The following is a 15,141-nucleotide window of genomic DNA, read 5'->3' on the forward strand; positions in this document are numbered from 1 at the left end:
AGGATAAAGTGAAACTTTAATCAGCCCTCACCAATCGGTTTTTTACGGGCAGCCCGCCCCCCACCTAACTTCTTTGCTTCCGCTGAATTTTGAGGTGGGGGGCTTACTGTCCGGCAAATAGCATCATTACATTAATCTTTTTTCGGGAGTACTATTCCTTTATATAATTGAACTGTAGTTAAGTACTAAATCGAGTAAATTACTACAAAAATAACAAGTGGTAACCAAATGCGAGAGTACGGATCGATTAAAAGAGGGCTAAACATGTTCATACCAACTGATATATGAGTAATCCCTATAATTGCTGGGAATAAAAATATGAAGAATAACTCTTTATAGATTGATTTTGTTAATAATTCTCGGCGGACAACAATTTTACGAAGCATTTGATAACGAGCCACATCTTTTGATGCTCCCGACAGAACTTTAAACATTAAGCAACTTGCCATTATTGCTAAAAATGCAATTCCAACGAAGAACACCATAAACATTAATCCGCTAGCAAAATCATGACTCACAATATTGTGACGAAAAACCGGGAAAATAATAATAACTAGTTACTATTATTATTTATTTGTCACTTTTAAAGCATCTAACACTATCTTGGTTGCTTCTGCAATAAGCTTATCATCGTATTTAGCATCCTCTTTATCATGATTAGAAAGTATCGCAAGAACAATTGGTTTTTTATTTGGTGGCCAAATAATTGCGATATCATTTCTGGTTCCATAAGATCCCGATCCGGTCTTATCAGCTACTTCCCATCCTCCTGGAACTCCGGCACGAATTAAGTTGTCTCCGGTAGTATTCCTTTTCATCCAATCTATTAATAAATCCCGTTTCTCAGTTGAAAGTACATCTCCTAACGCAAAAGCCTGAAGACTAGTAGCTAATGCCTTTGGGGTACTAGTATCATGTACGTCTCCTGGATGCACTTCGTTTAACTCTGGTTCAAAGCGTTCAGGATTTGTAACGGTATCTCCTATTTCTCTCAGTGATTTTTTGAATTCACTAGGTCCACCTAATTGTTTAAGAATAAGATTTTGTGCAGTATTATCACTATATCGAAGGGAAGCATCTGCAAGCTCTTTCAGAGTCATGCCCCTATCAACATACTTTTCTGTAATTGGATTGTAATTAACAAGATCTTCACGAGTATACAAAACTCTTTGATTTAGATCTTCTATTGATTTCTTTTGTAAAAGTACTCCCACAGCTAAAGCTTTGTGGGTAGATGCGTATGCAAACCGTTTATCTGATTGATACGTAACGGTTTGATTCGTATCAGTGTCCAATGCATAAATACCGAGTTTAGCATCAAATTCTTTTTCAAGTTTAGCAAAAGAATCATTACCAGTAGTTTCTTGTTTGATTTGATTTGTTTGTTTCGTTTGTTTAAGTGATTCAGATTGAGTATTACCATCGGAACAGCCTATAAGCGTTGCACATGAAAGAAATACTACAGGTACCATCTTTTTGTAATGTAAAATGTTAAAAAACTTGTTTAAGATTATCATACATTTTCAACCTCTTTCAAGAATATATGTTTTTTTAGGTGTTATACATATCGATACAATTAAAGAGTGTATCGGATATCACTCTCTTGCATCTCACTTTTCATAAAATGAGTGAACTATCATGAACCCCTGTTTTATACGTATACTTAATAGACAACCTAAATAACAAGTTTGTTCCATTTTTATCAGTAGTCGTATCTAGAAACCTAAAAAAGTCCATTTAGAAGATCTAAATGGACTTTTTCACTCATATAATCCTATCTATAGTTAAACGAATAAGATTAAATAAATTTAAATTTTCTTGTTTTATCTACTAAACTGTTTAGGCATTTCTTTAACGTGCTTATCATCATCACGCCAATCATAGGTTTCTTTCTGTGAAATATCTAAAGTTTGATCTCCAATTCTAACAATATTCTTATTTACCCATTCAATATATGGATCGGTATCTGGATAATTCCAATATATATTTTTCTCTGAATCTGTATCAAGGTTAACTAATTCACCCCTAACAGCATCCGCACTTAATGATCCTGCATTATGAAAATAAGTCTTGATGAGATATTTTCCATCTGGAGATTTCACTGTTCGAATTAATTCCCCTTTTGGAACACCTTGCAAACTAAAAAATTTCCAATATCCAAACCCAATTATAATTACTAACATAGTAATTATAGTTAGTAATACTTTTCTTTTTGTTTTTTTAATTTCACCTTTTGTATTTATAATACTCATTCAACTCCATTCCATAGAACTAACACCATATTATACCATTAAATAAATGGTATAATATATCAAAAATAAAAATCCTCCCGTAATAGTATTATAAAAAAGGCATGTGATGGTCTCCCTATTTATAAAGTGAAACTTTAATCACCCTCACTAATCGGGCTACCCGTTAATGCGGGATAATCATGAAAATTCCCCTTTAAGAAAAATATAAAAAATCAGACAGTATACTTGAATTGCTCTTCGCAAGAGAATATACTAATAAAGCAGGCTATGACGTTCCTTCCTTCTAACTTCTTTGGCCAAATAGGGATGTTACTTTCCTGCTAAACACATAGGCTATGACAATTCTTCCTTCTTTTTCAGAAATTTTAAATTGTTTTAGAGTTGTCAATTCCCTATGAAAAATAATTAGACTATAAAACCTCTTTCTTCTTTGGGATTGAATAAACTTTAGTTTATCAACCATTGATGTAGAGGTTTTCTTTTCTTAATTAACAAATTACCACTTAACAACTAAATGTTATACCCCTAATTTTTCACTAAAAAATAGCTATGTAACCTCTGTGTATTTTTCTACAATTAGTGTGTTTATGCATGTAAAAATAAAAATCTACCACTGAAAGGAGGACAGTCAGACTATTCCCCTCTTTTATAAGGAGTGAATAGCTGGCGTTCTCATGAAAAATTCTATTTATATAAGAAGAAGTTTGAAAGTAATTATAAAAAGAGAAGAAAATAAACTACCAAACATTTATTTAGCCACTGTTTTAAAAAACTTGGAAAGTTTAGGATTTACTTTTTCCGAGGCTTTAATAGAAGAGTTGCAAACACTTTCGATTGATGCATTCACATCGTTTTACAAAGAGTTGGTAAAACATTTAAAAGAAATGGTTGGTGCACATATTCAGTTTGCTCCTATGTATCCAAACTTTCCGCAACAAATGATGGATTTAAGTGACGCTGATTTATACATCAATGCCGTTATTCATTATGTGACGTTGCGCCTACCTGTATCAAAAATAGAAGAACGACTTCCTCTTTTAGATAGCGTTGATTTGAAAGTTATTGACTTAGGAAGTGAAGAAGATTTCAATCAAATGATTTCTCAATTGATTAGTGCAAATAGCTCTATTTCCTCAACTGATAAGACAGATATAGAATGGGCTATTACACACACTGAAGATGTTTCCTGTTTTCTGCCTAATGTAATTCCTCATAAGGAAAATATGTCTTTTATAATTGGGGTTTTATTAATAAACAGAAAAATATCAGCCGATGCTGCTGCAAAGTATTTTAAAACAGCAACTGATGTTCTTCGCCTTGCAGTTGCTTTATCTGAAGGCGATGTGAGTTTAGCATCCTCCGTCCGATTCAAGAAGTTTAACCGAGCAGAAAGACGCTTCCTTTTAGGATTGTTAGAGCAATGCGGAAACATTACCGAAGATATGCTTCGATACAAAAAACGTTGGATTCGTTTAGGTGAAATTCTTCATCCAGCAGAATATCATACTCGTTTCCCAAAAACCCACCGAGCATTTGAGATTCTTCGCAACAACATTAAAGTTGAAACATTTAATGGAAAAATAGAAACAGCTTTGTTGAATCGTGATATCATGACAGCGAAAAATCTTTTAAAAACTCGCCCGGGGGAATTTGCCAGACGCTTGGATCATTTAATCCGTTTATGTAGTGATAAGTCAACAGATGTTTTCAATATTCTCGAAGATTTTCTAAGTATAATAGGAAACGTTTCTACTCCTGTATTACTTCAACTCACGGCTCATTTTAAGCATCGAAATGATAAAAATGAATTTCGTACCTTTTTTCCAAAGGGAAATGTAGCAAAAGCTATAGGTATTGAAAATACACTTCCATTTATCTCAGAGGATATTTGTTTAATGATTGTAAAAATGTGTGAAGATACTTTAAAAAATCGCTTCGCAGAACTTCCAAGTCTCGGAAAAGTATTTTTGGATGAACAGTTAAAAAATCACTTAGTTCCCTTCTCTCAACGTTCAGCCAGCAAAGCGCTTCGCACATTATCTCGAGGAAGTAAAGTAGATTTGCCCGAAGGAGATACGATTCGTTTTTTCCTATGGTGGAAAGAAGGCTATGTGAATGGACGACATACAGGACGCGTTGACATTGATTTATCTGCTGCAATGTACGACGAAGATTGGCAATACAAAGAACATGTATCCTTCACGAACTTACGTTCAAAAAATTTCAAAGCTTACCATAGCGGAGATATTACTTCTGCACCAAAGGGAGCATCTGAATTCATTGATTTCGATATTCCGTCTGTGCTGAAATATGGTGGACGCTATGTAGTCATGACTTTGCTTTCTTACACAGACCAACCATATAAAGATTTACCAGAATGCTTTACTGGTTGGATGGTTCGTCAATATCCTGGTTCAGGTGAAATATTTGAACCTTCTACTGTTCAAGATAAAGTGGATATTACTGCCGACACCCAAATCTCTATTCCAGTTATTTTAGACTTAAAGGAACGAAAATTGATTTGGACAGATTTGTCTCTTATAAGAGATCTAACTTATGATAATACCATCGAGGCTAATCAAAAAGGTATGATACTTATTGGAAAGGCTTTAACTAATTTAGTTAAACCGAATTTATATGACTTGTTCCGATTACATATTGAAGCTAGAGGTGAACTCGTTCAAGACATCGAAGAAGCAGAAAGCATTTTTTCTTTGGATAAAGGGATTACTCCTTTCGATATCGAAAAAATAATATCTGATTTTATGGCTGATCCACAAGGCTAACTACATTACAAACATTGATAATGTGTGGAAAATATCGATGTATAATGTCTATGTGAAACAGGACCTGATAGATGCATATCAGGTCCTGTTTTTTATTTAGTAGATACTAAATAGTCCGGTTAATCACTATTCATCTAAATACACTATACTAATAAATTGAAATTTATTCGAAAGAATTTCATTAGTTAATATGTATCTAATTAAGAAACATTCATATACCAGCCCAAACATCTTTTCCATATCGCCCTTCATCTTGCACACGATCCAACCAATTTCTTGCTTCTTGTTCACTGACTTCATGAATTTCTTGATATGCTTGACAAAGGGTATCTTCTACATCCGGAGCCATTTTACTTCCATCACCACATATATAAAGGTGAGCTCCATTATCTAATAACGAAATTAAATTGATTCTATCTTGTTTTATTAAATGCTGTACATATGTTTTTGGATGTCCCTCTAGACGAAAAAAAGCTGTGTGTAAAGAGATTAATCCATCTCTTTCATCATTTTCTAGTTCTGTACGATAAAGATAATCTTTTTCAGGATGACGACAACCAAAATATAGATGCGCTTGTCCTAAGTTCATACCTTTTTGCTTTTGAACACGACGCGCTTGCAAGAATCCACAAAATGGTGCAATTCCAGTACCTGGCCCAACCATAATAATTGGTGTTTCTGGATCTTTAGGTAATTCAAAGTTTGATTGTGGCGTTCGAATGAAACAGATAATCTCATCTTTATTATGACGCTGAGCTAAGTAATTAGAAGCGACTCCTTCATATGTCCCTTCCCCACTCCATGCAGGCGCATTAACAACACCGACCGTAATGCTCAGACGATTGTGTGCAACGAGTGGAGAGCTTGAAATAGAATAGTAACGCGGTTTGAGCGCAGGAAGAAGTTCTAAAAAGCGTTCAAATCGGATTTCACAAGCCTCATACTTTTCAAGAAGGTCCAACATTGAAATCCGTTTCTTTAATATTTGTTCATGGTAAACTCCTTCTTCTAACAATGCTTCCAATTCTTTTTTATGAGGAGGACATGCTGTGAATGTTACCATTTCTCGTATTTGTGCACGAGTGGCTGCTTCTTGAACTTCGACACTATAACTAAGAAGGTCCAATAAACTAACAGGACTGTCTAAAGGTATGTGATTTATACTTCGTCCACTTGCACTCAGTATAACTTGATCCTTCCCATTTAATCCAAAGCGTCTTAAAATTCGGTTGATATTTTTCTCGCTATTAACTGGCAGCACTCCAAGGTGGTCTCCTTCTTTATATGTAGCGCCTTCTGGCAAGGATACCTCGATATGTCGTGTACTTCTATCACTGCTGGATGATTGGAGTTCACGATTTTCTAGTATAGACGCATAAACTGCTTCATATGTTCGTGCAAGAGGAGATCCTCCAAGACGACTGACAAATTGCAGACTCAACGTACTGCGCTCTTTTTCCATATTTTTGTTGAGCTCCAATCCAAATGCCTTCATCGCATCAGACCACATGCTTTGTTTCCATTGCTCGAGCTGTTCCTCGAAATCACCACTTGCATCTGCTTCTCCGCGTTTAGAAAATCTTGTTGCTCCTTTTTGAGCCATCTGCTCATCAATATATCTTGGAATCCGTTGATAGGTACTAGCCCAATTATGATCTCCACAACCAAAAACTGCGTATTGAACCCCTTTTAGCTCATCCGGTTTTAGTTCCTCCAACCATTGCACAAACTGCCCTGCATTACTTGGCGGTTTTCCATTATAAGAAGAAGTCACAATAAGTACCGCTCCTTCTTTTGGCAAACTTCCAATTCGATCGTTAAGAGCTACCACTTCCGTTTGAACTCCTTCTAAACTAGCTGTATCCGCTAACTCTCTTGCAATACCTTCTGCTACCCCTGTATCCGAGCCGTACAGAACAAGAAGTGAAAGATTATCGGCCCCAATAATAGAAGGTGTCTTCTGGACGTGCTGCTTAATTTCATGACTTTTCAGCTTGTCCTCTGTAGGTGCAAGAGCAGTAGGATGGCTTATAGTTTGTTTTCGGGGTAGAATCCTAATCTTAAAATCACCGGGCTTTAGCGTTAATGTTTGTTTTACGTCCAGCTGATAGTTTTGATAATCGATTAATTCAAAATGTTGAAGAAGCATTCCCATTACAAGAGTGGCTTCATGAAGTGCAAATTGCATACCGATACATGCTCTCTGGCCATTTCCAAATGGCTTATAAGCATGATGAGGAACCTTATCCAGCTCTTCAAATCGTTCAGGTTGGAATTCTTCCACATTGTCTCCCCATGCATCTTTATCCCTATGTAGCTGTGGAATAAGAACAGAAATACGATCTTCTCCTTTCTTAATTGGGTATTTCCCGCCAATCACTGTATCTTCTTTTGCATAGAGACTGAATGCTGGAGCGGTAGGCCATAGACGTAGCGATTCATTTAAAATCATCCGTATATACTTCAGTTTCATAACTTGTTGGTATGTTGGAGTGGAATCTGTCAAAACACGGTCTACTTCTTTATAGGCTTTTTTCAACTTATCCGGATTCTTTAATAAAAAGTAAATTGCAAACGATAACAATCCACTTGTTGTCTCATGCCCAGCTATTAAAAAAGTGATAATTTGGAAACGAATGTTTTCATCATCTAATTTTTCACCAGTTTCCGGATCTGGCACATTTAACATACGGGAAAGTAAATCATTTTCTTCCTGATCTCCACTACTTTTACGTTCAGCAATAATATTATCTACTAAAGAAAACATAGATTGGATATCATGCTGAAATTGACGTTTCGTTCTCCACATAAGTTTGTCTTCTATATCCAGCCGCTGCAATTGGTGCATCGCCTCATCTAGAGCACGGGTCATGCTAGTAATAAAAGGATGAGGTGTCTCACGATAAAAGCTATTAAATCGGTAATTAAAACCACATAGACCAATTGTATCTAAAGTAAGGCGAGTCATATCCTCTGGAACATCTACGTTTTCGTTCGGATTCAGTCTTGCCCATTTTTGAACGAGTTGTACAGCAATATCGACCATCATGGCATGGTAATCTTTCATTGCCCGTTGGCTAAATGTAGGCATCAAAATATTATGAGCTTTTTTCCAGTTAGGCTCGTGAGTCTCGCTAGTAAATAATCCGTCTCCAGCAAAAGCACGAACTTTCGCTAAAGCACCCTCTATGCTTTTATCGAACCGCGTTTCGTCACAAACTTCTGCTACCAGTTCATGTCCAGAAACGACAATTATGGCATCACTTAAAGTTTGAATTCGAAAAATGGGACCATACTCTTCCGCCAGCTTAATAAACGATAGAGTCGGTTTATCTTTATTGATTAATGGGAGATTACCCAGCGGTCCATATGTTTTCGGCTGGGGAATGGCAGATACTTTTTTTTCCATTTAAAACACCCTTTCAAAAAAGCATGAAATAAAATATCCCATTTAATAAAGAGGAAATAGCAACTAATCCCCTGGGATACAGATATGTAATTGATTACCTTATTTTATCTTTTCCCTAACTATTCATGATTATGATATTACGTATAAGCTTGGCAATTAGATTTATAACTTGTAGAAAAATACTAAATTAAAATGAAGCGAATAAATATAATTGGATCCTTTTAATGTTGGTGTTAAAAGATAATCTAAAATTATAATGTTTATGAGAAATTGCAAACGGATCTCATCTCTTGTATTTGTTTATAAAAACGATTATTTTGATTCATTTTCTTATAAAACACCCCAAAATAGAAAAGTTGACGAGCTTAAGATTGTAATCAGTAGTCTAGTTAAACCAATATGATAAGCAAGTATACTGTGTTACTAATGAAAGAGGACCTGATATGAACATCAGGTCCTCTTTCACTATATATAATTATTTCACTGCTTCTTTCAGCTCTTTTCCAGCTTTAAATATCGGCGCCTTAGCAGCAAAAAAACTTGTAGGAATCATTATCTAGCGTTTTATTCTTCTCTATCGATTTAACTTCTCGACAGCTTCCGCACTTGTATCTACACGTTTAACGAAAAAAACTAATAGTAGTGCAACAACATTCATGCCAAGCGCTACATAGAATGAATATTGAATTCCGGATAATAAAGCCTTCTGAGTTAACATTGCCTTCGTAGCCTCTGTGAAGGTTGTTGGATCTACATCAGCCATTAGACTTTCAGCTTTTGTTTTTGTTACAGAATTCATAATTGTAACAAGAATAGCAGTACCAATCGAACCGGACACTTGTTGAGCTGTATTATTAACAGCTGTACCGTGCGGATTTAAGCGCGTTGGCAATTGATTGAGGCCATTTGTCATAAGTGGCATCATCACCATCGCCATCCCAAACATCCGCAATGTGTAAATAAGAATAATATGTGTGTGACTAGAATCGATTTGCAGGTTTGCCAGCATATAAGTTGAAACAGCTGTAATGGAAAGTCCTACTATACCAAGAATCCGAGGGCCATATTTATCAAATAGTTTACCTGTAATTGGTGACATAACCCCCATTATTACCGCACCTGGAAGCATCATCAGCCCAGAGCTCAGCGGTGAAATACCGCGGACGTTTTGTACATAAGCTGGTGTTAAAATCATCCCCGAAAACATGGCCACTGCGTTGACAATTGCAATTACAGACGCAAGCGCAAACATTGGGTACTTGTAAACACGTAAATCCAATAACGGCTCATCCATTTTTAATTGTCGAATAATGAAAGCAATTAGGGCAATAGCGCCTATGATTAAGGCTGTTAAGACAACTTTATTCGTCCAGCCATCGGAGCTTGCAGAACTGAATCCATATAACAAACCGCCAAAACCGACAGAAGATAATAGTAATGAGAGATAATCAAGTTTTGCATTTTTGTTTTGTTTCATGACATTCTCAGATTTCCAAATCCCTAACAGTAAGCTAATGATTGCTAACGGTAAAATCATTTCAAAAAGCAAACGCCAGTCATAATACTCTACAATATAACCTGATAGTGTCGGCCCAATTGCTGGAGCTGTAATCATAACTAGTCCAAAAATCCCCATTGCTGTTCCCCTTTTTTCTCTTGGAAAGCTTACTAGCATAATATTCATTAACAAAGGTCCCATAACTGAAGAGCCTGCCGCTTGAACCATCCGACCAGTAAGTAATAAACCAAAGTTAGGTGCTACAGCCGCTAAGGCAGTACCAAGAATAAAAATCACCATAGATGTAATAAATAGGCTCCTATTCGAGAAACGCGTTATTAAAAATGCTGAGGCCGGAATTAATATACCACTTACAAGCATATACCCTGTAGAAAGCCACTGGATCGTTGAATAATCTTGAATGTTTAAATCTTTCATTATTGATGGCAAGGCTACATTTAAAAGGGAGTTATTTAGAAATGAAACAAATGCCCCAATAAAAAGGATTACAAGCATTACATATGGTGGTTTTCTTTTATGTAATGTTTCACTCATATATTTAATTGCCCCTTCATTATAAATTTCATTGATTCGTTTAAATCGTTTACATATTTGCACAAGAAAATATTACCCTTGCAGTATTTTGCCAAACTCTTCGAATGGATATTCTCTTTTTAGCAATTCCACTTGCTCAACATACCATTTTAAAATCTTTTTGTTGATTAAACCTTTATAAAAATGTTTGTTAACGGAATTTAAATTAGGCTGAAATACACAAAATAAGCAACTGAAAATCCCCTTCTAAAATAAAGTGAAGCTTTAAATCAATGGGAATTTTACAGGCAGCGAGAAAAACCAAAAAGACCACGCACCCATTCCTTTAAATACAGGCTTGTAGATCTAGTTATGTAACCATCCATAAAAAGGAATATTACATAGGCTAAGTCTAACATTACATTTTTAAAGTGAGGAGAATAAGCGTATGGACCAATATTGGTATTTGAATTCACAGGGAAATGGACAACAATATAATAACCAAATTTCATTATATTCACAGTCCGAAATAACTACAGCTGAGGTAATGAATGATTTGAAGATTCCTGAGAATTGGAGTTACCGAGTCTATCCAGTTAGTTGGGATTCATCAGCCAATTATACGGGGTTCAATCCCCACCCCCCTCTCTTCTCTTGGGGGCAGCCAATTAATTATGCAGGGATAATGCCCCAAGGTCATCCTGCTAATTGGACTCCATTACCAAGTCATGCAGGTTTTAATTTTCAAAAACCTCCCTTCCCCTGGGCACAACCATTCAATCATACAGGGATGTTCGCAGAAGGTCATCTTGCAGCTTTACTATCGCCGCCAGCCAAGCCTTTTCATTTCAATACCAATAACTCGGGTGTTTTTGGAAACCCTCCAGGATGGGGTGGTCCGTGGGCCCCAATGGGATGGGGAAATAACGGAGGTAACGGTCAGCTAGGAATGCTTGGAAACTTACTTACAGCAGGAAAAGGCACCATGAGTGGAATAGGAATGATCAGTAGTCTAATCGGGATGGGGAAGTTCTTCTTTTAGTTAATTAGAACAGGAGAATGTGGCTGTAGCTTTAATCAACCACATTTAAGGACAGTAATCTCCCACCTAACTTCCTAGCATAGCATTCGCGGAAATTTTAGGTAGATATGTATTGTTACAAGTTACCGTTTTACTTTGAGTGCTCCTTTACTTTCTTATCAAGTGCCTTACTATAAGCATCTTTGTTTTCCTGTGATAACTCATAAATTGCTTTTTTCCAATGCTCTCCGTCTACACCTGATAAAAATTCAGTACCTTTCATTGTAGCTTCTTGAATCTTCTGTTTATCTTCTTTACCAGCATCCTTAATTAACTTCGTTGCTTTTCTTGCCTCTGTTACCCCTTCTTGTATGGATTTGTGAATGTCTTTGTATGTATCAGGTACTTTTATGTGTTCCATATTGTCTAAAATTTTATCTATCTCGTTTGATGTTTTTAAAACAGCTTTTGCTTTTTCTTTGTCCTTTAAGGATTCTCCTAAGTTTAGTAATAGTTCATCCTTCTTAAATTGGAACTCTACCACTTGCTCACATATGTAGTACGGATACTGTTGTTCAGAAATTACTGTTTTCGTTATTACTTTACTAGTTTGCTCAGTCTTATGAGTAGAATCTTTATCTCCTACCTCGCATCCGACTAACAGCATAAATGGAACTGCTAACGTTACTAGTTTCTTTGCTCTCATTATGTATTCTCCTTGTAGAAAGTATTGTAAGTAATTAACATATCAAACTATAACATACATTACATTATGGTTCACTTCCATTACGCTTTTAAAATGTAAAATAAGAATACACCCCATAAGCCACAAATAAGATTAATAGAATAGAAATGCCGAGTGCCGTATATATAATCCATTTTAAATTTGAATTCATATCATCCTCCTACCTCTCGATAATTCCAGTATATAACAAAAAAGCATTGGATACCCAATGCTTTTTACACTTACACAAATAAAGAAGTATTCGCATATAAAGCTGGTGAACCACCTGAATGTACGAATAAAATATTGTCTTCCTTATTAAATTTACCTTTTCTAATTAAGTCGATTAATCCCGCTACCGCCTTACCTGTATACACTGGATCAAGTAAAATACCTTCTGTTTTCGCAAGTAACTGAACTGCCTCTACCATTTCCGGCGTTGGTAACGCATAGCCGGGCCCTACATATTCATCAAAGCACGTAACAGCGTCGCGCGAGATAAAGTTTGGAATACCAACGTGTGCTGAAGTTTCATCTACAAGTTTTGCTACTTTCTCTTCTTGCTCAGCTTTTCCTCTACTTACGTTAATCCCGATTACAGGAATATGGCTTTGTGTTCCAGAAAAACCAGTAATTAAACCAGCATGCATACCGCCGCTACCACTTACACAAACAACTGAACTGAAATCAATTCCTTGCTCAAATGATTGCGCCATAATTTCTTGCGCACAAGCAACGTATCCCATTGCGCCCGTAGGATTTGATCCACCAACTGGAATTACATATGGTGTATTACCTTTTTCACTTACTTCTTGTGCTACTTTATGCATTTCTTCCATAAGATCTGCTCCGTTCGGTACAACAATTACATTTTCAGCACCTAATAAGTGATATAAGAAATAGTTCCCGTTAAAGTCTCTCTCCTCTTCTGTCTCAAGCCCTTCCTCTAATACAAGGATACATTTCATTTTTTCTTTTACCGCAGCTGCCAGTGTCAGGCGGCAATGATTTGACTGAATACCACCAGCTGTAATTAACGTATCTGCACCCTTTTCCTGTGCATCTGCAACTAAAAATTCTAATTTTCTCGTCTTATTGCCACCGGCTGTTAAACCAAGTAAATCATCTCTTTTAAAATAAATAGTCGGACCACCAAGTGCTTCAGAAAAATTGTTTAACTTTTCAATTGGTGTATATGATTCTGTATATTTTTTTCTCGGGAATTTAGCTAAATTCATTGTAACGCTCCTTTTGTACTTCTTTCACAATATATGTAACGTTACTATTATTACACGTAAAAATGGTGAAGTCACCTTTCTCGGTTAAAAATGTATTAGAATTTCGTTTTGATAAGTAAAACCGTATTAATGATTTTAACTTAATTACGGTACATGAAATTTATATCAACGATTTTTTAAATATATCGTTCATTCCTTACAATATATCAACGATTTTTCAAATATATCTATCGTAACTTGCAATATATCAACGATTTTCTTAATATATCGATCTATCGACAAAAAACGACAGACAGGCAACCCCTTTCTCATCAACAAAAAAAGAGCCTACACATTCAAATGCAGACTCCCTCTAATCACTTATTTACCGAAAAACGAAGTAACTGTGTTAATCCCGGCTCTAAATTCATTTCACCTTTATGGCGTACGTATACGACTTTATCCCCATCAAATTTCGGAGGGTTTGCTTTACTATACGTATGCCACTCATTCGTTCCTTCTATAGAATACTCCATATATTCAGTTGCACCGACAATTATATTTTCACTATCATCTGCCGTTACATTTGGTGCCATCTGCGCAATTTTTGAATCACTAATTAATAACTTCTTTATATCCTTATCACGTTTGTAATCGTAAGCTGTCACAATTACATCGTTACCATATGCTTTCACTTGTAACCCTTGTTTAAATGAATAGCCATCTGGAGCAGTTTTCTCTCCTCCATTTGGTCCTGCTGACATCCAGCCTGTTTCAATCCCGCCCGTATTTACAACAGTGAAACCTTTTTCATCTCCACCGTTAATTTTCTTTTTACCAGCCCAGTCAGGTAAGTTTAAATCCCAATGCGTATGACTCGTGAAGAAAACAACCTGCGGATAGTCCTTTAATATATCGTACAATTTATCCACGTTTAAATAATCTTGTAAATATGGTGATTGTCTTGATCCAGATACTGTATCAGGTAAAACGTGATGAGAGAAAATAAAGATTGGTTTATTTTTATCTTTTTGACTATACTCTTCTAAATTTTGTTTTAACCAACCTAATTGCTCATCACTCATATGTACTTCATCCCACATTTTTGAATCGTGGTATTTCATATATTTTTCAGTTCCTAAAAATAAAAGTGGATAGCCATCTAATTCTTTTTTATGATATACCTTTTCTTGTCCACTAAATTTCAGATAGCGGTTAAATAAAGTTTCCTCAGTTACACCATTTGGCCATGTACTTTGGGAGAGTTTCCCATCTGCTGTCCATTTACCAGCATAAAACTCATGATTCCCAACAGTAGACCATATATTTTCTGGATGCTTATTTTTATTTAACACACGCATTACATCATCATATTGTGACTGTTGTCCAGTCGGCGTTATATCCCCATTCATAATAAGCGCTCTAGAAAGTGGCGTTACTTTATTCATATCTTTTAATACGTGATCAAAATCTCCTAAATCACCTTGAATGTCACTAATAACATTAAAAGTTGTAGCTGATTTTCGAACTTTCTCTTTCCCTTCCGCATGCACTGAAAAAGTCGGTAATAATGCCGCCATAACTGCTAACGAAGCAACTGTCTTTTTCATACAAATTCTCCCCCTAATAATAGAATGTACAAACTGACATGTTCTGCTCTGTCTTAGGTGCTTGTCCAATTCACATTATAGGAGGAGATT

General features: G+C 35.9%; 9 protein-coding genes and 1 pseudogene. 2 read left to right on the forward strand and 8 right to left on the reverse strand.

What is annotated here, in order from left to right; translation table 11 throughout:
- Nucleotides 1-185: 185 nt before the first annotated feature.
- From F3I02_RS02695 to F3I02_RS02705, 3 genes and pseudogenes are all read right to left on the reverse strand, one after another.
- Nucleotides 186-521 (reverse strand): annotated as a pseudogene (locus F3I02_RS02695) (ABC transporter permease); the annotation flags it as partial.
- Between the two features lie 45 nt (nucleotides 522-566).
- Nucleotides 567-1,517: a class A beta-lactamase gene (gene bla, locus F3I02_RS02700; RefSeq protein WP_196477547.1), complete on the reverse strand. Its 951-nt coding sequence runs from the start codon at nucleotides 1,515-1,517 to the stop codon at nucleotides 567-569.
- Nucleotides 1,518-1,823: 306 nt separating this feature from the next.
- Nucleotides 1,824-2,252, reverse strand: coding sequence for a DUF5412 domain-containing protein (locus F3I02_RS02705; protein ID WP_000022536.1), 429 nt, complete (start codon nucleotides 2,250-2,252; stop codon nucleotides 1,824-1,826).
- 674 nt (nucleotides 2,253-2,926) lie between these two features.
- Between F3I02_RS02705 and F3I02_RS02710 the strand changes: the two genes are divergently transcribed.
- On the forward strand, nucleotides 2,927-5,038 hold the full coding sequence (locus F3I02_RS02710) for a TerD family protein (RefSeq protein ID WP_196477548.1): 2,112 nt from the start codon (nucleotides 2,927-2,929) through the stop codon (nucleotides 5,036-5,038).
- 211 nt (nucleotides 5,039-5,249) lie between these two features.
- Here the strand turns inward: F3I02_RS02710 and cypD are convergent, their stop codons facing one another.
- Together cypD and F3I02_RS02720 are read right to left on the reverse strand one after the other, a co-directional pair.
- Complete coding sequence (gene cypD / locus F3I02_RS02715) at nucleotides 5,250-8,447, reverse strand: bifunctional P-450/NADPH--P450 reductase (protein ID WP_196477549.1); 3,198 nt, start codon at nucleotides 8,445-8,447, stop codon at nucleotides 5,250-5,252.
- A gap of 574 nt (nucleotides 8,448-9,021) precedes the next feature.
- A complete protein-coding gene (locus tag F3I02_RS02720; RefSeq protein ID WP_196477550.1) occupies nucleotides 9,022-10,500 on the reverse strand; it encodes a DHA2 family efflux MFS transporter permease subunit in 1,479 nt (492 codons plus the stop codon).
- Nucleotides 10,501-10,927: 427 nt separating this feature from the next.
- On the opposite strand from F3I02_RS02720, the gene F3I02_RS02725 reads away from it, so the two are divergent.
- Nucleotides 10,928-11,521 carry a hypothetical protein gene (locus tag F3I02_RS02725; protein WP_196477551.1) on the forward strand — a complete coding sequence of 198 codons (594 nt, stop codon included), beginning with the start codon at nucleotides 10,928-10,930 and terminating at the stop codon, nucleotides 11,519-11,521.
- Between the two features lie 130 nt (nucleotides 11,522-11,651).
- On the opposite strand, the gene F3I02_RS02730 is transcribed toward F3I02_RS02725, so the two are convergent.
- From F3I02_RS02730 to F3I02_RS02740, 3 genes are all read right to left on the reverse strand, one after another.
- Nucleotides 11,652-12,206, reverse strand: coding sequence for a hypothetical protein (locus F3I02_RS02730; protein WP_196477552.1), 555 nt, complete (start codon nucleotides 12,204-12,206; stop codon nucleotides 11,652-11,654).
- A gap of 260 nt (nucleotides 12,207-12,466) precedes the next feature.
- Nucleotides 12,467-13,462 (reverse strand): D-cysteate sulfo-lyase, encoded by a 996-nt coding sequence (gene cuyA / locus F3I02_RS02735; RefSeq protein WP_001046610.1) that lies wholly within the window; start codon nucleotides 13,460-13,462, stop codon nucleotides 12,467-12,469.
- A gap of 356 nt (nucleotides 13,463-13,818) precedes the next feature.
- A complete protein-coding gene (locus F3I02_RS02740) occupies nucleotides 13,819-15,051 on the reverse strand; it encodes a DUF4073 domain-containing protein (RefSeq protein ID WP_196477553.1) in 1,233 nt (410 codons plus the stop codon).
- Between the last annotated feature and the right edge of the window lie 90 nt (nucleotides 15,052-15,141).

It is taken from the genome of Bacillus sp. SRB3LM (assembly GCF_015712745.1).
GTDB classification, from domain to species: Bacteria; Bacillota; Bacilli; order Bacillales; family Bacillaceae_G; genus Bacillus_A; species Bacillus_A thuringiensis_K.